The sequence below is a fragment of the Cognatishimia activa genome, from assembly GCF_017798205.1.
Lineage (GTDB): Bacteria > Pseudomonadota > Alphaproteobacteria > Rhodobacterales > Rhodobacteraceae > Cognatishimia > Cognatishimia activa_A.
Genome location: NZ_CP060010.1, coordinates 2,493,412 through 2,516,314, shown reverse-complemented (window position 1 = coordinate 2,516,314; position 22,903 = coordinate 2,493,412). Strand labels below are relative to the sequence as shown.

Sequence of the window (22,903 nt, the reverse complement as noted above, 5' to 3'; positions counted from 1 at the left end):
CCTCTGATTAATTCAAAACCTTACGCATCTCGACCGCAGGAAAATGCACATCCGGCGCGAAGGTGACGTCGATTTCATGCAATCTCTCAAAACCCAGCGCTGCATAGAACGGCTCCGCGGTCAGCGTGCTGTTGCAGCGCAGGGAAGAGATCCCAAAGCTCTGGGCTGACAGAAACACTTCTTCCATCAAAGCACGGCCCACACCCTGCCCCAAAGCGCTGGGGTCGACCGCCACATGGCGCACATGCCCCTCACCAAAGGCCCCCAGGCCTCGGGTCGGGCTGAGGTCCGTCCAGCCGCCTGCCCCGACGACCTCCCGCTTGGCGTTGCGTACGACGAAATAGGTGCCGGTCGCCAAAAGGTCTGGCTGCGCCTTGGTCATCATTGGTAGGGCACATTCCAACACATCGTCGGTATAGTCCTTGGCCAAAAGCTGACCATAGGAACGCTGCATCATGGCCGAGATGCTCGCTGCATCAGAGGGACATGCGGGTTCTGCGATAATTGCAGGGGTGTGATATCTGGACATTTTTCTGGGTCCTGAACGCTTGGGAATTTTTGCGCGGCCCCAAAAGAAAAAGCCGCGCTCTGATTGCGCGGCTCTGTCATTTTAAAGAAGTCTTTGATCTTACTTGATCTTACCTTCTTTGTACTCGACATGCTTGCGCACTACCGGATCGTATTTACGCACGACCATCTTTTCGGTCATGGTACGGGCGTTCTTTTTGGTCACGTAGAAATGGCCTGTGCCCGCGGTCGAGTTCAGACGGATCTTGATTGTCGTCGGCTTCGCCATTTTTTTTCTCCTACAACGGGGCCCTTGATCGGCAAGGAGCCCGTGAAATCTCTATGAAGCACGCCTTTTACTGGTGTAGCGGGCCGAGTCAATGGGGTTCGGGGGAAATAGCTGCGATATTGAGATATTTTTAGGGGGCCTAGCCTGGCGCCCTCGTCGATGCGCGACCTTGGCGCGGGACATTGAACGGCGTGACCACCTGAATGTCGCTGCTGTAGGGGGCGTCGTAGTCGCGTGCTAGCCCATGTGCGGCGGCAAAACGGTGGAACAGGTGACGCATATCCTGCCCCAAGTCGTGATAAAGGACAAAGTCCAACTGCCCTGCGTCCAACAGGCTGAGGTTTTCTTTGTCGAGGTCATGCGCAATGAAGAAAGGCCGCCTGTGCGCGCCGCGTGAAAGTTCCGTTAGGATCGCGCGATTACCCCCACCCATGGAATAGACGCCGAGGATCTCCTCTGTGGTGGCTACATCGGCCATTTGGCCAAGCGTGTTCGAAAACAGCCCCCCGCCTCCTGAAACATCAATGACCCGCAGATCAGGGCGCAATTCACCAAGCGTGCTTAGGAACCCCTCATGACGTTCCGCCTCGCCAAAGAAATCATCGCGGCTGCGTGTGGTCAGGATCACGCCTGTTCGCCCCATTAAAGACCGCGCCATCAAATAGGCTGCGGTCTGGCCCGCACGCCGATTGTTCAGGCCGAGATATCCTATGCGTTGCGACGGGAGAATGTCAGTCACCAGAGTGAAGATCGGCAGGCCTCGCGTAGCCAACCGGTCGATCTCTGACTGAATCGCGGGCGCGTTCCGCGCTTTGATACAAATCCCCTGCGTGCCACGTTTTTCGATCCGGTGAAGCAGGGTCAGCAGCTCAGGCTCTGGCAGGGTCTCAAAGAAATGAAACCGAGGTCGAAACACCGCAGAACGGGTTTCAGTGAGAACCGCCTCGCACGCCGAACGAACCTCTGTCGTGAACCTCTGGGGCGCCTCGACGATGATATCGACAAAGAGCCGCCGTCCTCGGGCCGATAGTTGCTGTTCCTGCGCCTCAAGCTCTGAGATCGCCGCCTTTACCCGTTCCTGCGTTTGCGGACTGACATGCGCGCGCCCATTGAGGGCTCGGTCGATGGTGGCCGTGCTGAGACCAGACTGAAGCGCGATTTCTTTGATCGGAAAGCGATGGGTCATTGATGTATTATTGATGTGTTTTGCTGGGCAATCAATGCGCGCGGTTGGGTAGAGTTGGTCAAGACCACGCATTTCATGAGGGAGGAAATGATATGCCCCACGATCACATCGGATTTTACGATCCAGCCGCTTGCAGCCTGAAAGACTTCCAAGAGCTGACAACGCAGCAGACCTCACAGGCGGATGTGCCTTTGGCATCTGACATTCAGAAGAACGTTCCGATCTATGCGGCCCAATCCTTGGCCTCTGACCTTGCGCAAGAGCGCCGAAGAGTGCTCAGCGAATGGGCGTGGGTCTTGGGGCAAGGCCCCGGCGTCTTTGTCATCAAAGGCGCGCAGCCCAACCTTGCAGCAATCGATCAAGCCACTGAGACCTATTTGCAGATCATCGCTCAGGAAAAGGCTGCCTCCGGATCAGGGGCCGACCATTTCGCAGCGGCGGGCAGCAATGACCGGATCTGGAACTCTCTGCAAAAGCTCTGCCTGACCGCGCCTGAGGTCTTTGCGCAGTATTTTGCCTCCCCCATGATTGATGCAGCTTGTGAGGCGTGGCTGGGGCCGAACTATCAGATGACGGCGCAGGTCAATCTGGTGCATCCGGGCGGGCAAGCGCAACAGGCACATCGGGATTATCATCTGGGGTTTCAGACCGCCGAGGTTTCGGCCACCTATCCGGCGCATGTGCATGATCTCTCGCCATTGATGACCCTACAGGGCGGCATTGCCCATTGCGATGTGCCGATCGAGAGCGGGCCGACCAAACTCCTGCCCTATTCTCAGCTCTATCGCCCCGGCTACGCAGCCTGGCGGCGTGAGGATTTTCGGGCGGATTTTGAGGAACGGTATATCCAATTACCGCTCGAAAAAGGCGATGCGATCTTTTTCAACCCCGCGCTGTTTCATGCAGCCGGCGAGAACCGCTCGGCGGATATCGAGCGGATGGTGAACCTGTTGCAGACATCTTCAGCCTTTGGGCGCGCGATGGAGACGGTGGACCGCAGGGCCATGTGCCTCGCAGTGTTTGACGCTCTGAAAGCCGCACAGATGGATGAGACGTCGCTAGATGCGGTGATTGCCTCAACCGCCGAAGGGTATTCCTTCCCAACCAATCTGGACAGCGATCCTCCGGTCGGCGGGCTTGCACCCAAGACGCAGCAGGCTTTGCTGAAAGAAGCGGTGCTGTCTGGTTGGGACAAGGAGACATTGGCGACCGAGCTATACGCCATGGCCGAGCGGCAAAAAGCATAAACGCAGGGGGCCTATAAGCCGGATTCTGTCCAGAGGTTGCCCTCCTGGATGACCATTCATCTTGAGACCTTGTTACCAAGGCCCCTCTAGCTGCCAACCCGGACCACTGGGCCAAGACGTCCTTGCCTTGCGGCGTGCGGTCCCTATTTGGCATTGCTCCCGGTGGGGCTTGCCGTGCCATCCTTGTTGCCAAGGACGCGGTGAGCTCTTACCTCGCCGTTTCACCTTTACCCAAACAAGTCGGGTAGTTTGATTTCTGTGGCGCTGTCCCTCGGGTTTCCCCGGCCGGGCGTTACCCGGCACCGTTGCCTTGTGGAGTCCGGACTTTCCTCGCATTTGCGCGGTCATCCAGCCCCCTGCGTGAAGGCGTGGTTACGATGGTTTGGGGCATGCGTCAATCGACGGCGCGTGGGGCGCGGGTGGGAATTCGAGTATTTTTAGCAAGATGAAATCAGGTGAGCGCGCGCCTCAGGCGCTGCCAGTCAAAACGGGGACCCGGGTCGATTTTCCGCCCGGGGGCGCTGTCGGAATGACCGATGATGTTTTCAAAGGGGATGTCCCAGCGGTGCATGATGGCTGGCAGCAGAGCGCATAGGGCTTCGATTTGAGGGTGGGCGAAGGGGTGGTCGCCGCGATTGTCCAACTCGATGCCAATCGAGTGGGAGTTGACGTCCGTGATATCCCCCCATTGCCCTGCCCCAGCGTGCCAGGCGCGCATGTCTTCGGCGACCAGTTGGTGGATCTCACCTTGGGCCGAGATCAGATAGTGGGCTGAGACTTCGAACTGCGGATCACAAAGCCGCTCAAGTGCTGCTGTGGCCGTTTCCATGGCTGTGTAATGCACAACAATGAGGCTGGGCGTTGCGCCGCCTTTGCGGGGGCCGAAGTTCGGCGAGGGGGTTTGAATGATGTCGGGCTGAGGGCCCATCAGCCGCCGAGCTTTTGGAAGGGCGTTGGGTCCCACGCGCATGCATAGCCGTCGCCATCTGGGTCCAGGCCGCGAGGATCTCGCTCCGGGCCGCCGCGCGACAGGAAATCGATCTGCGCTTGGTCCGAGCTTGGATAGGCGCGGCAGTTGCGGGCAAAGCGGTTGGCGGCGTTTAGGCCAATGCGGCGGTAGATGCGGTTGCCTAAGGGGTTTTTGCTAAGCACTGCATATTCGACGATGTTCGGCCCTACTCCGCCGTCGCGTTCCGGCAGGTCTGTTGCTTCAACCTGTTGATACTGTGCGGCAATCTGCTGGCGGCGCTGTGCGTCATCCTCAATAGAGCGGCGCGCGTCGACGGCGGCGAAGTCGTTCTCGTCCGAGATGCCAGAATTCTCGACCCGCACAGGAGCTGGATTAGACGGGCTAGCCTCGACAAATCCAGACTCACCCGTTGCTGCCTGAGGCGTCGTGGGCGCAGTGGCGGCGAGAACATCCAAAGTTTCGCTGCTGACGGATTCCGCGGGCGGCAAGCTCGTCGCCGTTGCGCCCAGAGGCTCGTCCGAGATGCGGGGCTTGAAGTTGCCATTGTCGAAACCGACGCCGCTATCGGGCACCGGCACGTCACACGCCGCTAGGGCCAGAGCCACTCCGAAGCCTAAGATCACCCGCATTTTAACGCCTCATTCGCCTTATCGTTGGCAGCGTTTTACCACCATTTGTTCGGTTTTGCTACGTAACCGGCTGCGTTTTCAAGCGCATAGGCGCAATTCAGCAGATCGCCCTCTTCCCAAGGACGGCCGATCAGTTGCAGACCCAGAGGGAGACCTTGTTTGTCCAGACCCGTTGGGATCGAGATCCCGGGCAGGCCTGCAAGGTTCACGGTGACGGTGAAGACGTCGTTCAGATACATTTGTACCGGATCCGCGTCAGCCATCTCTCCAAGGCCAAAAGCTGCGGATGGGGTGGCTGGCGTCAGGATCGCGTCCACACCTGCTGCAAAGACATCGTCAAAGTCTTTCTTGATCAGCGCACGTACGCGGCGGGCACGGTTGTAATAGGCGTCATAAAAGCCTGCCGACAGCACATAGGTGCCGATCATCACACGGCGCTGCACCTCGGGGCCAAAGCCTTCGGCGCGGGTCTTTTCATACATCTCGGTGATGCCGTCCCCTGCCTCCAGCTTGGCGCGGTGGCCGTATTTCACACCGTCATAGCGCGCGAGGTTTGAGGACGCCTCGGCAGGCGCGATTACGTAGTAGGCGGGCAGCGCGTATTTCGTATGCGGCAGCGAGATATCAACGATCTCGGCGCCTGCGTCTTTCATCATGGCGGTGCCATCGGCCCAGAGCTTTTCGATTTCCTCTGGCATGCCGTCCATGCGGTATTCCTTTGGAATGCCGATCTTTTTGCCTTTGATGTCGCCCGTCAACATGGCTTCAAAATTAGGCACGGCGAGGTCTGCCGATGTGCTGTCTTTTGGGTCATGGCCGCACATGGTTTCCAGCATGATCGCCGCATCGCGCACGTCTTTGGTCATAGGGCCCGCTTGATCAAGCGAGGATGCAAAGGCCACGATGCCCCAGCGAGAGCAACGGCCGTAGGTCGGCTTGATGCCGGTGATGCCGGTGAAAGCTGCCGGCTGGCGGATCGAGCCGCCGGTGTCGGTGCCGGTTGCGGCGAGGCAGAGGTCTGCGGAAACCGCAGAAGCAGAGCCACCAGAGGAGCCGCCCGGTGTCAGCTCTGCGTCGTCATTGCCGCGACGCCATGGGTTTACAGCGTTGCCATAGACCGAAGTTTCGTTCGAGCTGCCCATGGCGAATTCGTCCATGTTGAGCTTGCCCAGCATGACCGCGCCGTCGTCAAACAGGTTCTGGCTGACGGTGCTTTCGTATTCTGGCTTAAAGCCCTCAAGGATGCCGCTGGCCGCCTGAGATGGTACGCCTTTGGTGCAGAAGAGGTCTTTGATGCCGATGGGCAGGCCGCACATCGCAGGCGCGTCGCCAGCAGCCAGACGCGCGTCGGCGGCTTTGGCCTGCTCCATCGCGATCTCTGGCGTGTTGTGCACGAAGGCGTTCAGCGCGCTGGACCCCTCAATCGCGGTCAGACAGGCCTCGGTCAGCTCAACCGATGTCACGTCTTTCGCACGCAGCTTGTCGCGCGCTTCGGCCAGGGTGAGTTTGTTCAGATCAGACATTATTCAACCACCTTCGGCACGGCGAAGAAGCCTTCGCGGGAAACTGGCGCGTTCTTCAGCACCGCCTCTGGCATGTCGCCCTGGGTGACTTCGTCCACACGACGTTTCAGACGCTGCGGCGTCACAGAGGTCATCGGCTCGACGCCCTCGACATCCACCTCATTGAGCTGCTCGATAAAGCCAAGGATATTGTTGAATTCCTCAGCCAGCGCCGGCAGCGCGTCTTCTTCGACCTTGATGCGCGCCAATTTGGCGACGCGCGCGGCGGTATCCCTGTCAATGGACATGCGAAAACTCCGATTAAACTTGCATTGCGTTTAGCCTTGCTTTGCAGGCTGTGCAAGCATGTGGCGACGGTAGACCTCGATCATCCAGCCTAGCGCGATACCGTTGAGGATATGCCACATGAAATGCGTGCCCAGCGGCAGGTTTTCGCAGACAGGCATATCGAGCGAACGGAAGGTCAGAGAGATGAGGATAATCGTTGCGCCAATGGCCAAGCCGCGTGCCGTTTCAGGTGCGCGATTGCGTAGGCCAAAGGCGTAGATCAGGATCAGCAAAGGTACGGGGCCGTAACCTGCCGAGACATTGAGAATGGGCAGCATCTCAAACAATGGCACAGTCACATAGGCATAGGGAAAGAACAGCAAAACCGCGCCCAAAGAGGTCAGCGTGTTTTGCCCCCAGAAGTCGCGGGTCGCGAGGAAAATATAGAGCAGAACATAGACTGCTATCGGGGTAACATCGGCGATTGCGGCCCAGGTGGTTGCGTAAGTGTGGAACAGGAAGCTGCCAACGCCGATTGCGAAGAGCACAGCGCAAAGCGCCTGCGCATTCGGCAGGCCGCGCGATCTATGCCACATATAGAGCGCTGCGATTAAAAATGCGGCGTTTGTGATGGCGTTCACGGGCTCGGACCAGAAACTCGGGTCAATGCGTTCGCAATAGCCGTCCAGTTGGGCTGTCAGATCCATCTTTGCCGACTCGCTTTCTTTGATAAGGTTGCAGGAAACATAGGGAGCAAATCATGAAAGTCATCTGGCTAGGTCACGGAAGTTTTCGCATCGAGATCGATGGGCAAGTCCTGCTGATCGATCCTTGGATCACCGGCAATCCGGTCTTTCCAGAAGACCGCCGTGCCGAGGCCATAGACGGCGTGAACCACATCCTGCTGACGCATGCGCATTCTGACCATGTCGCCGACTGTCGTGATATCGCCCGCGAGACCGGCGCGACTTTGGTTGGGCAATATGACCTCATGGGCTATTGGGCCGAGCATGAAGAGCTGACGACGATTGGCTTTAACAAGGGCGGGACCGTACACCTTGGCAATGTGGCTGTGACCATGGTGCATGCGGTACATTCCACGAGTTTCCGTGGACCAGATGGGCCAATTGTACCAGGCACGGAATGTGGCTTCATGATTTCCGGCGAAGGACGCACGATCTATGTCTCGGGCGACACGGATGTGATGGCAGATATGGAGATCTTTAACGATCTTCATGCGCCAGATATCGGGATCCTCTGTGCGGGCGGGCATTTCACCATGGATATGAAACGCGCAGCCTATGCGGCCAAGAAGTTCTTTGATTTCAAAGTGGTGATCCCTTGCCACTACAGGACCTTCCCTTTGCTGGAACAATCGGCTGAGGTGCTGGTGGATGCCTTGCCGGGTGTGGATGTCATTGAACCTGAGGTAATGGAGGCGATCACGCTTTAGGGGCTTTGCCCCTCTTCCCGCGATTGCAAGCAATCGCTCGAATTCACCCCAGGATATTTTGGGCAAGAGAAATCCTAGCGTTTTTTTGCGAAAAAATCAGTGAGCAAGGTCTCGCAGGCCTCGGCGGCTATTCCGTCGTAAACCTCTGGGGTGTGGTGGCTTTGACTGTGGTCAAAGACCCGCGGGCCTTGGGCAACGCCTCCGGATTTTGGATCAGACGCGCCGTAGTACACCCGCGCGATGCGGGCGTGGCTGATGGCGCTGGCACACATGGGGCATGGCTCGAGCGTCACATAGAGATCACAGCCCGTCAGACGTTCATTGCCCAGCTTGGCGCAGGCCTCGCGGATCACCAGCATCTCGGCATGGGCTGTCGGGTCATTCAGCTCACGTGTGCGGTTTCCTGCCATAGAAAGTAGCGTTCCGTCGGGAGCGACGAGCACCGCGCCCACAGGCACTTCTCCGCGCGCGGCGGCGTCTCGGGCCGCCTCAAGGGCCTTATCCATGTGGCTTTTGAACTGCATACCCCATCAGATGCCCGCGCATTCCCCCTTTCGCAAGCGTCAATTGGCCGTTAAAGCCCCTGCATGACCAAGAAACAGCCCCCCAAGCCCAAAGCCACAACCAAAGGCAGGGCCAAAGAAGCCTCCAAGGGCGACCGCATTGCCAAAGTTCTCGCCCGCGCAGGTGTTGCCTCGCGCCGCGAAGCCGAACGTATGATCGAGGCGGGCCGTGTGGCCGTCGATGGCAAGGTGCTGAAGTCCCCTGCCCTCAACATCATGGGGCATGAGAAGATCACCGTGGATGACGCGCCGATTGCAGAGGCTGAACCCGAACGCATCTGGCTTTATCACAAGCCTCTGGGACTGGTCACGACCCACAAAGACGAGCAAGGCCGCAAGACGATCTTTGACGAGCTGCCCGAGGATCTGCCGCGGGTGATGACGGTCGGGCGTTTGGATTTGAACTCTGAAGGCCTGCTGTTGCTCACCAATGACGGAGCGGTCAAACGCAAGCTGGAGCTGCCCTCCACGGGTTGGATCCGCAAATACCGCGTGCGGGTGAATGGGCGGCCGACTGAGGATACCTTTGCGCCCCTGCGTCGTGGCATCGAAGTTGATGGCGAGAAATTTGCACCGATGGTGATTTCTCTGGATCGCCAGCAAGGGGCGAACGCTTGGGTGACTGTGTCCCTTAAGGAAGGCAAAAACCGCGAGATCCGGCGTGCGATGGGGGCGGTTGGGTTGACGGTGAACCGGCTGATCCGTGTGTCTTATGGGCCGTTCCAATTGGGTGATCTGAAGCCCGGCGAGGTCGATGAGATCCGTCGCCGCGCGGTACGGGCGCATCTGGGTATTGAGGACGTCACTCCCATAGAGGACCGCAAGAAACCCTCGCGAAATCGCAAGCCTGCGGGGAAGCCAGGTGGCAAACCCGGCGGCAAGCCCTTCGCAGCCAGCAGCAAACCCGGCAAGAAACCTATGGGAGAGCCCGGCAAGCGCCCTTCCCCCAATCGGAGTGGCAAGCCACAGGCGCGCGGGCCGCATAAGTCACGCTAACCTGACCAAAGCTTCGGCAAACCTCAGCTTTGATGCGCTTTCACCAGAGTTCCCCCTAGCAAGACAGCATTAAACCCCCTAGATTTTTGACAAAGGTTCTTGGGGGTAAATTGTTAATGTCAGCAAATGGATTGCAGCGCCTGTCCTTTGTGCTGCTTGTCATATTGATCCTTTACGTCTCTTTCACAGGAGGTGCGTGATGGCTCAGCGATATGGTGGTAAATTCAGCCCTGACGGTGCGCGCGACACTGCGGCGGCGTCGACACCCAAGGGCGGCTTTCAAAACGCGAAACGCAGCAAGGTCGGATTTCGCGTCAACCTTCTGTTCATCGCGCCTCTGCCCTTGATCTGGAAGGCCTTCACCTCTGAGCCCATTGTCATGGCGCAATATCTGGCAGCCCTTGGTGTGCTGCTCTTGGCGGGCTGGCTGACCCGTGAAGGCCTGATTGCCGAAGAAGCCTATGAGGCGCGCAAAGTCGCAAGGCGTCCGGCCATGCCGCGCAAGCTGGCAGGATCTGTTATGACGGGCGTGGGACTTGGTCTGGTTGGCATTGCGGGTCATGGGCTGATTGATGCGGTGATCTTTGCGGTTCTGGGCGCGGTTCTGCACAGCTTTGCCTTTGGGCTGGACCCCATGCGCGACAAAGGGATGGATGGCATCGACACCTTTCAGACAGACCGTGTCGCGCGGGCTGTGGATGAGGCGGAAAAGCATCTTGAGGCTATGAAGGAATCCATTCTTCGTGCCGGAGACCGCGCCTTAGAACGCCGAGTTGCGCAGTTTGGCACCACCGCGCGGGATCTCTTTCGCACCATCGAAGACGACCCGCGTGATCTGAGTTCTGCGCGCAAATATCTGTCGGTCTATTTGAAAGGTGCACGTGACGCCACCGCGAAGTTTTCTGACATCTATGCGCGCAACCGAGACGCTCAGGCCCGTGCGGACTATGAGGCTCTGCTGGATGATCTGGAGCAAAACTTTGCCTCTCGCACTCAGAAGCTCCTAATGAATGACCATTCTGACCTGACGGTCGAAATCGATGTGTTGCGCGAAAGGTTGCAACGCGAAGGCATCCGCGACGATGCGTAACACACTGTAAACGAGGGAATTTTAATGTCTGACACTGTTCGTCAAAAAGCCGAGGCCGCGCTGGCCGAAGTCGAAGCTATCAACGCCGTGATCCTGCCGGAACCCGCACAGTCAACCGAGATTGTGCCGCTGGAACAGGCCGATAAAGCGACCTCTGCAGAGATCACCAAACGCATCGCGGAACTCGACATGAGCGACACGAATTCCATCGTGTCCTTCGGCTCTGCCGCACAGGCGGAATTGCAGACCATCAGCCAATCCATGCTGGACGGTGTGCGCAACAAGGACGTAGGCCCTGCGGGTGACAGCCTGCGCGATATCGTGACGACGATCCGTGGGTTCTCTGTCAGCGAACTCGACACACGCCGCAAGACCAGTTTCTGGGAGAAACTGTTGGGCCGCGCCGCGCCATTTGCGAAATTCACCGCACGGTTTGAAGAAGTCCAAGGCCAGATCGACCGGATCACCGACAACCTTCTGGATCACGAGCACACGCTGATGAAGGACATCAAGTCCCTCGATCTGCTCTATGAAAAGACGCTGAACTTCTATGACGAGCTGGCGCTGTATATTGCCGCTGGCGAAGCCAAGATCGCGGATCTGGATGCCAATGACATTCCCGCGAAAGAGGCTGCGGTCGAGGCCGCTGAGGAAAAAGACAAGGTCATGGTGGCGCAGGAATTGCGCGACCTGCGCGCCGCGCGCGATGATCTGGAACGCCGGGTGCACGATCTGAAACTGACCCGTCAGGTGACGATGCAGTCCCTGCCCTCGATCCGTCTGGTGCAGGAAAACGATAAATCCTTGGTCACCAAGATCAACTCGACTTTGGTCAACACCGTGCCGCTTTGGGAAACCCAACTGGCGCAGGCGGTGACTATTCAACGCTCGGCTGAGGCCGCCGCTGCGGTGCGTGACGCCAATGACCTGACCAACGAGCTTCTGACCGCCAACGCCGCGAACCTGCGCGAGAGCAACAAGATGATCCGCGAGGAAATGGAACGCGGTGTCTTTGATATCGAGGCGGTGAAACAGGCGAATGCGGACCTGATCGGCACGATTGAGGAAAGCCTGCAGATCGCGGACGAAGGCAAAGCCAAACGTGCCGAAGCCGAGGAAGAGCTGAAAAAGATGGAATCCGAACTGCGCGAGACCCTTGCGGCGGCTAAGGCCAAAAAGACTGGCTTGGGCGACACCGTCGGGACTTCTGCTGGCTAATTGGTGCGTGTTTTCAAACGCATAACGGCTTTTGCCCTCATGGCAGGCCTCGCGGCCTGTCAGCTCGTTCCGGTTGCGCAACCGGTGCCGCCATCCACTTCTGCACCTCAGGGCCCGAAACAAAGCCTCAAGAGTGCGGATATGGCGCGCTATTACCAGCGCGTGGAAAGTGACCTTCTGGTACGCGGCCTCTTGCGGGTCGATGGTGGCGGGCCGGATACGCCTTATACCTCAGCCATGCTTGCCCGAAACTTCGAGAAGGTGACGTTTTATGACGAACACACCATTGGAACGCGGGTGCAGCGTGGCACGGGTCAGGAACGGCTGCTGAGCCGCTGGGATCAACCGGTGCGCATCAATGTCGAATATGGCCCGAGCGTCAGTGACGAGATCCGCGCCCAGGATACGGCAATGATCCGCGAATACGCGGGACGCCTGTCTCGCATCACAGGCCATCCGATCTCTGCGGGCCGCTTGCGTCCGAATTTCCATATTCTCGTGATCGGCGAAGACGACAAAAGCGCCATGACGGCGCGCATTCGCGCCCTGCTGCCCAGCCTGAGTGCTTCGGCGCTGGCCCAGATCATTTCTCCGCCGCGCGCCACACATTGTTTGGTGGTCGTCAGCCACGCCGAAGGCCCTGCCCCTCGTATCCTATCGGCCGTCGCCGTTGTGCGTGCAGAACACCCTGATTTGCTGCGCCGCTCCTGCTATCACGAGGAAATCGCGCAAGGGCTGGGCATCGTGAACGACAGCCCCTTTGCGCGGCCGTCTATTTTCAACGATGACGACGAGTTCGCCCTGCTCACCAGCCATGACGAAGCGCTCTTGGCTATGCTATATGACCCTCGGTTGCGCATCGGCATGAGTGCAGCCGAGGCCCGACCAATCGTTCAAACCCTCGCCCGCGAAAAAATGGGCGACGGGGCCGAAACCTAAAGGAGATCCCATGGGTATTTTTGATTTTCTGACCGGAGAGTTTATCGACGTCATCCATTGGGTCGATGACACGCGCGACACGATGGTCTGGCGGTTTGAACGCGAGGGCCACGAGATCAAATATGGCGCCAAGCTGACGGTCCGCGAAGGCCAGGCCGCCGTCTTTGTGCATGAAGGGCAATTGGCGGATGTGTTCACGCCTGGTCTTTATATGCTTGAGACCAACAACATGCCGATCATGACCACGTTGCAGCATTGGGATCACGGCTTCAAAAGCCCTTTCAAATCCGAGATCTACTTCGTCAACACAACACGTTTTAACGACCTGAAATGGGGCACCAAAAACCCGATAATGGCGCGGGATCCGGAATTTGGGCCGGTGCGTCTGCGCTCCTATGGCACCTATTCGATTCGCGTGACTGACCCTGCGCGTTTCCTGACCGAGATCGTTGGGACCGATGGTGAATTCACCATGGACGAGATCTCTTTCCAGATCCGCAACATCATCGTGCAGGAGTTCTCGAAGGTCATCGCGGGCTCGGGTATTCCGGTTTTGGATATGGCGGCGAATACGGGCGAATTTGGCAAGATCGTTGCTGAGGCGATTGATCCTGTGGTTGCGCAATACGGGCTGTCGATCCCTGAACTTTATATTGAAAACATTAGCTTACCGCCTGCTGTTGAAGCGGCTCTCGACGACCGCACCTCGCGTGGTATCGCGGGTAACCTCAATGACCACATGAAATGGAAAGCCGCCGAAGCCCTGGGTCAAGGCGGCATGGCAGGTGGTGCAATGGAAGCCGGCATGGGCGCAGCACTTGGCATGCAGATGGGCGCGATGGCGACCGGTGCCACAAATTCCGGACCTTGGGGTGCGGCGGGTCAGGCGACGGCGCCTTCTGCGGCGGCACCGGCCCCGCCGCCTCCGCCCGTGGAGCATGTGTGGCACATTGCGGAAAATGGGCAGACCTCCGGGCCGTTTTCCAAGGCGCGCCTCGGACGTATGGCCGAAGAAGGCGGGCTGACGCGCGAGACCTATGTTTGGACGGCAGGCCAAGACGGCTGGAAAAAGGCCGAAGACGTGGCCGAGCTCGCGCAGCTTTTCACCATCATGCCGCCACCGCCTCCACCGGGCGCATAAATGCAGGACACCCCTCCCCCACCGCCCGCTGCACCGGCCACGCCGAGCAGCCAGCACCGTTTTCCTTGCGACAATTGCGGAGCGGATTTTCGGTTTGATCCGGCGGCCTCGAAACTGGTCTGTGACCATTGCGGCAATGAAAGCCAGATCGACGAGGTCGGGCCGTGGAAAGGTTCGATCAAGGAACTGGATTTCCGCCGCGCGATCGAGAACCAGCTGCCCGCGCAAGAGATCGAAGAAACGCGGGTCTCCAAATGCCCGAACTGCGCCGCACAGGTGGAATTTGACTCGGTCACCCATTCCAAGGAATGCCCGTTTTGCGCCACACCCGTGGTCACCGACACCGGCACGCACCGTCATATCAAACCCCGTGGCGTGCTGCCGTTTCACCTGAACGAGCGTTCCGCCCACAAGGCGATGGAAGACTGGCTTGGTAAATTGTGGTTTGCCCCCAATGGCTTGCAGGAATACGCACGCAAGGGTCGCAAGATGGACGGCATCTATGTGCCCTATTGGACCTTTGATGCAGACACGAAATCCAGCTATCGCGGCGAGCGCGGCACCGAGTATCGCGTCAACCGCACTGTGACGCGCAATGGCAAGACCGAGACCATCAGCGAGGTCAAAGTCCGCTGGCGCGCAGTCTCGGGTCGCGTGGCGCGGTTTTTTGACGATGTGCTTGTGCTGGCGTCGCGAAGCCTGCCCAAGAAATACACCGATGCGCTTGCGCCTTGGGACCTGGCCGCGTTGGAGCCATACCGCCCGGAGTTCCTCGCCGGTTTCCGCGCCGAAGCCTATGCGGTGGAGCTGGATGAAGGCTTTGTTGAGGCCCGCGCCCATATGGACCGCGTGATCCTGCGGGACGTGAAATTTGACATCGGCGGGGATCGCCAGCGTGTGCATGACGTGGACACCACGATCTCGGATGTGACGTTCAAACATATCCTGCTGCCAGTCTGGATGGCTGCCTATAAATATCGCGGCGAGACCTATCGCTTTGTCGTGAACGGCCGCACCGGACGGGTTCAGGGCGAGCGGCCTTGGTCCGCCTGGAAGATCGGCTTTGCCGTTGTTTTGGGGCTGATTTTTGCGGGTGTAATCGGCTATTTTGTGGCGCAAAATCAATAAGGTAGAGATATGCGAGCTTTGATCCAGCGGGTCTCTGAGGCCTCTGTTCGAGTGGACGGTGAAGTTGTTGGCGAGATTGGCCAAGGCCTCTTGGTGCTGATCTGCGCGATGCGCGGGGATAGCGAGGCTGAAGCCGTGAAGCTGGCCGGAAAAATCAGCAAACTGCGGATTTTTCAGGATGAGGCAGGCAAGATGAACAAGTCTGTTCTGGATATTGGCGGATCTGCTTTGGTGGTTAGCCAGTTTACCCTCGCGGCAGACACCAAAAGCGGCAATCGGCCCGGGTTTTCAACTGCGTGCGGGCCAGAGGAAGGCAATAGATTCTATGAGTTCTTTGCCGACCAACTAGCCAAAACAGGCATACCTGTCGCCAAAGGGCGCTTTGGGGCGGATATGAAGGTCTCTCTGCTAAACGACGGCCCCGTGACGATCTGGATGGACACCGATCAATGGTCGTAGGTTGGGGTTTCACCCCACCACTCCGTTAGACCGACAAAGTCGCATCCACAGCCTTTTTCCAGCCTGCATATTTCGCATCCCGCGTGTCGCGATCCATCGCAGGCTCAAATTGCCGATCCCGCGCCCAGGATTTCGCGAAATCTTCCATCGATGGATAGACCCCTGCCCGCATGCCCGCGAGCCAGGCAGCGCCGGTCGCGGTGCTCTCGAGCACCTCTGGGCGGTCTACAGGTGCGCCGATGATGTCGGAGAGGAATTGCATCGTCCAATCGCTCGCCGTCATGCCACCATCCACGCGCAACACGCCGGATTGCGCGCGTTCGCCCATGTCGCCTTTCATGGCCTCCATTAAATCACGGGTCTGATAGCCGACGCTTTCCAACGCCGCGCGGGCGAATTCCGCAGGACCAGAGCCGCGGGTCAGCCCAAAGACCGCGCCGCGGCAATCCGGCGCCCAATAAGGCGCGCCGAGACCAACAAAGGCAGGTACCAGCACCAAATCCTGCGCGGGATCTGCCTGTTCCGCCAAAGCCTGCGTTTCCTTGGCATCCTCGATAATCCCCAACCCATCACGCAGCCATTGCACCACAGCGCCCGCGATAAAGATCGCGCCTTCCAGCGCATAGGTCGTTTTGCCGTCTAATTGATAGGCGATGGTGGTTAACAAACGGTTGTGAGATTTCACCGACATGCCGCCGGTGTTCATTAGGGCGAAACAGCCGGTGCCATAGGTGGATTTCATCATGCCCGGCTCAAAACAAGCCTGCCCGATGGTGGCGGCCTGCTGATCGCCTGCGACACCAAGAATTGGGATCTCTGCGCCCAGAATACCCGCATCGGTCACGCCGAAATCAGCGGCGCAATCCAGGACTTCGGGCAGCATTTCCATAGGAATATCAAGCAAATCACAGATGCGGCTGCTCCACTTCCCTTTGTGGATGTCATAAAGCATCGTGCGGGCCGCATTGGTCGCGTCCGTCACATGGCGAGCGCCGCCGGTGAGGTTCCAGATGACCCAAGTGTCCACGGTGCCAAAGGCCAGCTCCCCTGCCCGCGCGCGGTCGCGCAGGGTGTCGTCTTGATCCAAAATCCACTTGATCTTGGTGGACGAGAAATAGGGATCCAGCAAAAGCCCGGTGACATCAGTCACCAGCTCTTCATGCCCAGCCTCTTTCAAAGCACGGCAAGTGTCGGCTGTCCGCCGGTCCTGCCAGACAATCGCCTTGTGCACAGGCTTGCCCGTTGCGCGGTCCCAGACCAACGTCGTCTCGCGCTGGTTGGTGATGCCGATTGCAGTGACGTCAGTTGCGGCCAACCCAGCCTTTTCCAACACCGCTGTGCAGGTCGACAACGTCGTGTCCCACAGATCCTCTGGCGCGTGTTCCACCCAGCCAGAGGCCGGAAAATGTTGTTTGAACTCTTCCTGCGCCACCGCAGTGATCTTCATATCCGCATCAAAGATGATCGCCCGTGTAGAGGTGGTGCCTTGGTCGATTGCGAGGATATGGGTCATGAGTTTCACCTATTGGAACAAGCACATACGCGCGTGTGATTTCGCTGATCCAAAACCGTTAGCGCGAACAAATTCAAAAGAAAAGGGCGAAGGCCGCATCGACCTTCGCCCTTGTCGCAAAATATCTGCGAGCCCTTATGCGGCCCACTCCCACGGACGTGTGAAGGCGCCAAGGATGCGGGTCATGTCTTCTTCAGTCGCGTCATTGCGCTGAATTTGCGCCACGAGGCCGCGTTTCTTGTCATCCGAAACGCTCACCACGCGCGCCGGTGAGCCCGCCGCCTCAAGCGCCTCGTTATAGATCCGCTCGATCGCCATTTTCCGCAGATCGGGCTTAAAGACCTTGCCAACCGCAGTCTTTGGCACCTCTGGCAGGATCTCGACGTATTTCGGCATCGCTGCTTTTTCCATGACCGTGGATTTGCAGTGTTCCATCAACTCGTCAACAGTCGCAGATGCGCCCTCAACCAGCTCGACGTAGACGCAGGGGATCTCACCAGCATAGGCGTCGGGCTGACCGATGGCGCCGGTCACGGCAACAGCGGGATGCTGCACCAATGCCTCTTCGATCTCGGCCGGGTCGATGTTGTGACCACCGCGGATGATCAGATCTTTGGCGCGGCCCGTGATCCAGACATAGCCGTCCTCATCAATACGACCCAAGTCGCCGGTGCGCAGGTAGTCGCCATGATAAAGGTCTGCGTTTTTCTCGGCCTCAGTATAGGTGTTGCCTACATAGACACCGGGGCTAGAGACACAGATCTCGCCGATCTCATTGTTCGGCACGTCCACCGGTTTGCCGTCTGCGTCGGTGTTGTAAATCTTGACGTCCACATAGGGCAGCGGCACGCCGACCGAGCCGACTTTCTTCTCACCACCCGGAGGGTTACAGGACACAAGCGTCGTGGCTTCGGTCAGGCCATAGCCTTCGACGATGGCCACGTCAGACACGCTCTCAAAACGTTTGAACAGCTCCATCGGCATTGGGGCCGAGCCTGAGAAGGCCGTTTTGACCGAGGAGATATCCGCGTTCACTTCGCGCTGCATCAGAGCGGCAACCGCCGTAGGAACGGTGATGATGAACGAGATCTTCCAGCGTTCGATCAACTTCCAGAAGTTATCAAACACCCCATCACCGCGATAGCCCGCAGGCGTTGGGAAGACCACATGAGAGCCCGCCTGAATGGCAGCCATCATGATCACGTGGACCGCAAAGACGTGAAACAGCGGCAGAGGACACATGATGTTGTCCTCATCAGTGAACAACAGATGATTGCCGATCCAGCCGTTGTAAATCATGCCGCTATATTGGTGTTGTGCTACTTTCGGCGTGCCGGTGGTACCACCGGTGTGGAAATAAGCGCCAACGCGGTCGCCGGTGCTGTCGGCAAAATCCAGCGTTTTATTGTGCTTGTTCATCTCGGTGACGAAATCCAGCACCTTGGCTTTGTGGGTCACTGGGTTTTTCGGACGGATCAGCGGCACGATCCAGCTTTTGGGCGGTGTCAGATAGCGCAGCATGTCGATTTCCAGAACCGTATGCACGTCGGGTGCCATGGCAATCGCCTCGGCCACTTTCTGAGGCACGTCGGTCTTGGGGAAGGCCTTGATGGTCACAACGACCTTACAGCCGGTCTCACGCAGGATGCCTGCGATCTGTTCAGGATCCAGAAGCGGGTTAATCGGGTTTGCGATACCCGCGATCATGCCCCCAAAGAGCGTATAGAGCGTCTCATTGGTGTTGGGCGTAATATACGCCACCGCATCGTTTTCCCCGACGCCCAGGCTGCGGAACAGGTTCGCGGCCTGTACGGATTTGTCATAGAACTCGGACCAGGTGATGGTCTCGGCCTTGTCTTTGGGGCCAGAGGTGATCTGATAGCTGACCGCGCGACGACTGCCGTGGGTCTCTTTGGACCGCAGCAGCATCTCGTGGATGGTGGTGGGCAGATTGCGATCCGCAAGCGGCGTTGCGTTGATCTGCTGGATGTCACCAATATTGTCGAAACTCATATATTCCTCCCCTAGCGCCCTATTCTTAGACGTTTGCGCGCCTTGGACTTTCACCATATGCGACTTTTGCGGATCAAGGTTACCTTTGGGTCAACCTTGGCCGATCTGACAAAAGACGCTGCGTCGGTTTGCCCGACGCCCCTCTTTTCACAGGGTTACAGAGATTTAGGCACCGCGCAACAAATCTAAAGAGCCGCGCGGTGCGAAAGTCCGAAAATTCGCGATTAAGCGGCGTCGTCGGCTGTAAATTGCAAACGCGCCAGTTTCGCGTAAAGCCCGCCTTGGGCGACCAATTCCGCATGCGTGCCTTGCGCGACGATCTGACCGGCCTCCATGACGATAATGCGGTCGGCTTTCTTTACGGTCGCCAGACGGTGGGCCACAATCAGCGTCGTGCGGTCCTTAGATAGGCCATCGACGGCCTGCTGCACCAGTCGTTCGCTTTCCGCATCCAGCGCCGAGGTCGCTTCGTCGAGCAAAAGGATCGGCGCATCGCGCAGGATGGCGCGCGCAATGGCGATGCGTTGCTTTTGACCGCCAGACAACATCACGCCGCGTTCGCCGACATAGCTGTCAAAACCCTCGGGCAGAGCCGAGATAAAGTCATAGGCCGCGGCGGCTTTGGCGGCGGCATCGACGTCTGCGTCTGTCGCCTCGGGGCGTCCAAAGCGGATGTTTTCGCGGGCGGTGGTTGCAAAGATCACAGGATCCTGCGGCACCAGCGCGATTTCCGAGCGGAAATCGGAGCGCTCCATATCGGTCAACGCCACATCGTCAATGCGGATCTCGCCCGCCAGAGGATCATAGAAGCGCTGCAGCATCTGGATGATCGTAGTTTTTCCCGCACCAGAGGGGCCGACAAAGGCCACGGTTTCTCCGGGCTGAATGGACAGGGTGACGTCCTTAAGCGCCGGGATATCGGGGCGCGCGGGGTAGTTGAAGCTGACCGCATCAAAGTCGATCTGGCCGCGCGCGGGTTTCGGCAAGGATTTGGCCGCTTGGGGATCTTGCACGCGGTCTTCGACTTGCAAGAGTTCCACCAGACGCTCAGTCGCGCCCGCTGCGCGTTGCAGCTCTCCCCAGATTTCCGACAGGGCCGCGACAGAGCCCGCGACCATCACCGCATAGATCACGAATTGGATCAAAGCACCGGCGCTCATGACATCTGTGCGCACGTCATTGGCGCCGATCCACAAAACGCCGACCACGCCAGAGAAGATCAGGAAAATCACGATCATTGTCATGACGGCGCGGGTCGTGATCCGTTTATAGGCTGCCACAAGGGACTGGTCCGTCACATCCGAGAAGCTCTTGCGAGACTGCGCCTCGTGGGTGAAGGCCTGCACGGTTTGGACGGCCAGCAAGGCCTCAGAGGCGTTGCCAGAGCTTTCAGCGATCTTGTCCTGGTTCTCGCGGCTGATCACGCGCAGGCGGCGGCCCAGCACCACAATCGGCACAATGACCAAGGGCACGATCAGCAAAACAAGGCCCGTCAGCTTGGCCGAGGTCCAAAGCATCAGGACCAGACCGCCCGCAAAGATCAGAACATTGCGCAAGGCCACCGAGATCGAGCTGCCGATGACCGACAGGATCAGTGTGGTGTCCGTCGTGATCCGAGAAAGGACTTCGCCGGTCATGATGCGTTCATAAAAGGCGGGGCTCATGCCGATCACGCGGTCAAACACTGCTTTGCGGATATCAGCGACAACGCTTTCGCCCAGTTTCGTCACGAGCATATAGCGCAGCGCCGTACCCACAGCGAGCAAGCCAGCGACGCCAATCGCGGCAAGGAAATAGCTGTTCAATAGTTCCGCATTGGCCGTGTTGAAATTGTCCACCACGCGGCGCACCGCTATTGGCAGCACAAGCGACACGCTGGCTGTCAGAACCAGCGCGACACCCGCAAAGAAAACAAGCCACTTATAAGGGGCCAGAAATGGCGCAAGTTCGCGCAAGGCGCCGATACGCTTGGATTTCTCGCGCTCTTCGTCGCTGGCATAGGGGGTGGGTTGGCGCGCCATAGAGTCCTCGCTTGCTGGTGCAAGCGTAAGTGGTCACAAAGCGGACGCGGGTCAAGAGGCAATGGGCCAGCGCGCCAATTGGAAGCAGCTTAGTTGATCCAGCCCTGCTCTAGCGCATAATCAAATACCTTGGAGCGATCAGACAGCCCCAGTTTCTGCACCGCGCGCGCCTTGTAGGTTTCGACCGTCTTGGCACTGATTTCCAGATCCATCGCGATTTGCTTGCTCGCAAGCCCCTTGGCTGTGCGCACCAGCACTTCCTTCTCACGCAGGCTCAGCACATCGTCGGGCAATTTATTCTGAGCGGGCCACAAAAGTTCCGCGAACCTCGGGTCAAAGTAAACGCCGCCCCCAAGCACCGCTGCAATCGCTACCTCTAGCTGGATGAGGGTCGAGTATTTTGACATGCAGCCGTGAAACCCTGCCCCTAAGGCCTCTTGGATCGCAGGGCGTGAGACCGTGAAACTATAGGACAGCAACCGAGGTTTCCCGGAACCATTCAGAAGCGTTGTGCAAAACTGCTCCAGATCCTCCTCTAGATCGCAGGGATCCAGAATAACCAGATCGACCTCTGCCTCACGAATGCGGGCGATTGGGTTGTCCGAAGCCGCCCCCATGCAGCTCCGTTCACCTGGCACTGAAAGCTGTGCGGCCAGAGCCTCTGCCAAAGACGGATTCCGATCTATGATTAAAACCGTTTGCACAAATAACTTCCTAAAACTGCTCTTATTGTTTTTCTAAAAGTCTCAGGAAATTCTTTATGATCCGTTAATGACCCCAGAGTTTGGTCTGATTTCCTCCGAGTTTTGAAGCGCGTAGCGGGCGCAAATCACGCGCAAGCTTAAATGCAGGCCCCGAGGCCTCAAGCGTCAGGTATGCCTCAATCCAAGCGAGTTCATGTGGCGCAAGCGTTTCCGTTCCATTGAAGTAACTCTGAACTACGCCTGTGCGAGCCGCGGTTTTTGAACCAGTCTTTATATCAGAGAGTGCATATTCCACCGCGCGCCGTAGCGCCGCCTCGCACGGCGCAGGCCGCTGTGCCTGTTTTTGAAACGCGGCCAAGACAACAAGCGGCGCAACCGCATGCAGTTGATAATGTAAACTAAATTGCCCGCGACGCATCTCGATTGGCAGGCTGCCATCCGTGTTTGCGGCGCAAATGACTTGCGCTTGTCCGGCCCTGGCCCACTCCATCAAAATCGTTGATCCCTGTAGCTCTCCGATCAGCCAAACCGCTAAGCTGGCCCAAGCCCGCAAGTTGCCCTTACGGGCCAAAGGTGGGGCTTCGGCTTCCCAAAATGACACCTGCGCTCGAGCAAGTCGTGAAAGCCATTGCGAGATATCTCTCAAGTCAGCCTCTATCGCGCCAGCCGCCTTCAAGCGCCGCGCGAGGATGGCAAAACCGGCAAGACGCGCGCCGATTGTCAAACGGGCCTGCAGTGTCTGAAGCTCTGCAAGCCCATCCTGCTGCGCCCAGTGCTGCAAGTGCGATGTCAAACACCGCTGTGCGTCTGGATCTGGTAAATCGTCTGCAACACGCGCCAAAGCCTGCAGCGCGTCATCTATAGGTGCCACCGCAGCTTTCATCTGCGCATGTTGCGACTTTGAAATCTGAGATTTTGTCGGATCTCCTGCCACGTAGGGGCTTGGATAGCTGAGTGATCTGGGCACATCGGCAAAATCCGGACATGCAACCAAGGGACTCGCGACCACGAGAAACAGAACCCAAAGGAAGCGCATCACAATGACTC

Annotated in this window: 22 protein-coding genes, 1 other RNA gene and 1 pseudogene; 9 read left to right on the top strand and 15 right to left on the bottom strand. The window is 58.3% G+C overall.

Going from position 1 to position 22,903, the window contains the following annotated elements; translation table 11 throughout:
* Positions 1-7 precede the first annotated feature (7 nt).
* The 3 genes from HZ995_RS12330 to HZ995_RS12320 form a co-directional block, all read right to left on the bottom strand.
* Complete coding sequence (locus HZ995_RS12330) at positions 8-529, bottom strand: GNAT family N-acetyltransferase (protein WP_209355948.1); 522 nt, start codon at positions 527-529, stop codon at positions 8-10.
* Positions 530-628: 99 nt separating this feature from the next.
* Positions 629-796 (bottom strand): 50S ribosomal protein L33, encoded by a 168-nt coding sequence (rpmG, locus tag HZ995_RS12325; protein WP_007814563.1) that lies wholly within the window; start codon positions 794-796, stop codon positions 629-631.
* 139 nt (positions 797-935) lie between these two features.
* Positions 936-1,982: a LacI family DNA-binding transcriptional regulator gene (locus HZ995_RS12320; RefSeq protein WP_209355947.1), complete on the bottom strand. Its 1,047-nt coding sequence runs from the start codon at positions 1,980-1,982 to the stop codon at positions 936-938.
* Positions 1,983-2,074: 92 nt separating this feature from the next.
* On the opposite strand from HZ995_RS12320, the gene HZ995_RS12315 reads away from it, so the two are divergent.
* Positions 2,075-3,229 (top strand): phytanoyl-CoA dioxygenase family protein, encoded by a 1,155-nt coding sequence (locus HZ995_RS12315; protein ID WP_209355946.1) that lies wholly within the window; start codon positions 2,075-2,077, stop codon positions 3,227-3,229.
* Here HZ995_RS12315 and rnpB read toward each other — a convergent pair.
* From rnpB to HZ995_RS12285, 6 genes and pseudogenes are all read right to left on the bottom strand, one after another.
* Positions 3,228-3,589: RNase P RNA component class A (rnpB, locus tag HZ995_RS12310), an RNA gene on the bottom strand. The genes HZ995_RS12315 and rnpB overlap by 2 nt on opposite strands.
* Positions 3,590-3,692: 103 nt before the next feature.
* A pseudogene (locus HZ995_RS12305) lies at positions 3,693-4,157 on the bottom strand (N-acetylmuramoyl-L-alanine amidase); the annotation flags it as partial.
* Entirely contained in the window at positions 4,157-4,828 is a 672-nt protein-coding gene (locus HZ995_RS12300) for a hypothetical protein (protein WP_209355944.1), read from the bottom strand. The gene HZ995_RS12300 and the pseudogene HZ995_RS12305, both read right to left, overlap by 1 nt.
* A 35-nt stretch (positions 4,829-4,863) precedes the next feature.
* Positions 4,864-6,351, bottom strand: coding sequence for an Asp-tRNA(Asn)/Glu-tRNA(Gln) amidotransferase subunit GatA (gatA, locus tag HZ995_RS12295; protein WP_209355943.1), 1,488 nt, complete (start codon positions 6,349-6,351; stop codon positions 4,864-4,866).
* Positions 6,351-6,638 (bottom strand): Asp-tRNA(Asn)/Glu-tRNA(Gln) amidotransferase subunit GatC, encoded by a 288-nt coding sequence (gene gatC / locus HZ995_RS12290; protein ID WP_209355942.1) that lies wholly within the window; start codon positions 6,636-6,638, stop codon positions 6,351-6,353. The genes gatA and gatC overlap by 1 nt, the downstream gene beginning before the upstream one ends.
* Before the next feature lie 30 nt (positions 6,639-6,668).
* The gene (locus tag HZ995_RS12285) at positions 6,669-7,325 is read right to left on the bottom strand and encodes a ceramidase domain-containing protein (RefSeq protein ID WP_209355941.1); all 657 of its coding nucleotides are present in this window, start codon (positions 7,323-7,325) and stop codon (positions 6,669-6,671) included.
* Positions 7,326-7,378: 53 nt separating this feature from the next.
* Between HZ995_RS12285 and HZ995_RS12280 the strand changes: the two genes are divergently transcribed.
* Positions 7,379-8,071, top strand: coding sequence for a metal-dependent hydrolase (locus HZ995_RS12280; RefSeq protein WP_209355940.1), 693 nt, complete (start codon positions 7,379-7,381; stop codon positions 8,069-8,071).
* Between the two features lie 74 nt (positions 8,072-8,145).
* Here HZ995_RS12280 and HZ995_RS12275 read toward each other — a convergent pair whose 3' ends face one another.
* Positions 8,146-8,595 carry a nucleoside deaminase gene (locus HZ995_RS12275; RefSeq protein ID WP_209355939.1) on the bottom strand — a complete coding sequence of 150 codons (450 nt, stop codon included), beginning with the start codon at positions 8,593-8,595 and terminating at the stop codon, positions 8,146-8,148.
* Positions 8,596-8,658: 63 nt separating this feature from the next.
* Here HZ995_RS12275 and HZ995_RS12270 point away from each other — a divergent pair, with 63 nt between their 5' ends.
* The 7 genes from HZ995_RS12270 (at position 8,659) to dtd (ending at position 15,605) form a co-directional block, all read left to right on the top strand.
* A complete protein-coding gene (locus HZ995_RS12270; RefSeq protein ID WP_209355938.1) occupies positions 8,659-9,630 on the top strand; it encodes a pseudouridine synthase in 972 nt (323 codons plus the stop codon).
* A 199-nt stretch (positions 9,631-9,829) separates the two neighbouring features.
* Positions 9,830-10,720, top strand: a complete 891-nt coding sequence (locus tag HZ995_RS12265; protein WP_209355937.1) for a 5-bromo-4-chloroindolyl phosphate hydrolysis family protein — start codon at positions 9,830-9,832, stop codon at positions 10,718-10,720.
* 24 nt (positions 10,721-10,744) lie between these two features.
* Positions 10,745-11,938 (top strand): toxic anion resistance protein, encoded by a 1,194-nt coding sequence (locus tag HZ995_RS12260; RefSeq protein ID WP_209355936.1) that lies wholly within the window; start codon positions 10,745-10,747, stop codon positions 11,936-11,938.
* Between the two features lie 3 nt (positions 11,939-11,941).
* Positions 11,942-12,877, top strand: coding sequence for a DUF2927 domain-containing protein (locus tag HZ995_RS12255; RefSeq protein ID WP_245168660.1), 936 nt, complete (start codon positions 11,942-11,944; stop codon positions 12,875-12,877).
* 10 nt (positions 12,878-12,887) lie between these two features.
* Complete coding sequence (locus HZ995_RS12250) at positions 12,888-14,018, top strand: SPFH domain-containing protein (RefSeq protein ID WP_209355934.1); 1,131 nt, start codon at positions 12,888-12,890, stop codon at positions 14,016-14,018.
* The gene (locus HZ995_RS12245; RefSeq protein ID WP_209355933.1) at positions 14,019-15,146 is read left to right on the top strand and encodes a TFIIB-type zinc finger domain-containing protein; all 1,128 of its coding nucleotides are present in this window, start codon (positions 14,019-14,021) and stop codon (positions 15,144-15,146) included.
* Positions 15,147-15,155: 9 nt separating this feature from the next.
* Positions 15,156-15,605, top strand: coding sequence for a D-aminoacyl-tRNA deacylase (dtd, locus tag HZ995_RS12240; protein WP_209355932.1), 450 nt, complete (start codon positions 15,156-15,158; stop codon positions 15,603-15,605).
* Positions 15,606-15,630: 25 nt separating this feature from the next.
* Here dtd and glpK read toward each other — a convergent pair whose 3' ends face one another.
* The 5 genes from glpK to HZ995_RS12215 all read right to left on the bottom strand — a co-directional run bounded on the left by glpK (position 15,631) and on the right by HZ995_RS12215 (position 22,892).
* Complete coding sequence (gene glpK / locus HZ995_RS12235) at positions 15,631-17,118, bottom strand: glycerol kinase GlpK (RefSeq protein WP_209355931.1); 1,488 nt, start codon at positions 17,116-17,118, stop codon at positions 15,631-15,633.
* A 135-nt stretch (positions 17,119-17,253) separates the two neighbouring features.
* Positions 17,254-19,131, bottom strand: coding sequence for an acyl-CoA synthetase (locus HZ995_RS12230; RefSeq protein ID WP_209355930.1), 1,878 nt, complete (start codon positions 19,129-19,131; stop codon positions 17,254-17,256).
* A 224-nt stretch (positions 19,132-19,355) separates the two neighbouring features.
* Entirely contained in the window at positions 19,356-21,152 is a 1,797-nt protein-coding gene (locus HZ995_RS12225) for an ABC transporter transmembrane domain-containing protein (RefSeq protein WP_209355929.1), read from the bottom strand.
* An 89-nt stretch (positions 21,153-21,241) separates the two neighbouring features.
* Positions 21,242-21,856 (bottom strand): response regulator transcription factor, encoded by a 615-nt coding sequence (locus HZ995_RS12220; protein ID WP_209355928.1) that lies wholly within the window; start codon positions 21,854-21,856, stop codon positions 21,242-21,244.
* A 64-nt stretch (positions 21,857-21,920) separates the two neighbouring features.
* A complete protein-coding gene (locus HZ995_RS12215; protein WP_209355927.1) occupies positions 21,921-22,892 on the bottom strand; it encodes an alginate lyase family protein in 972 nt (323 codons plus the stop codon).
* Between the last annotated feature and the right edge of the window lie 11 nt (positions 22,893-22,903).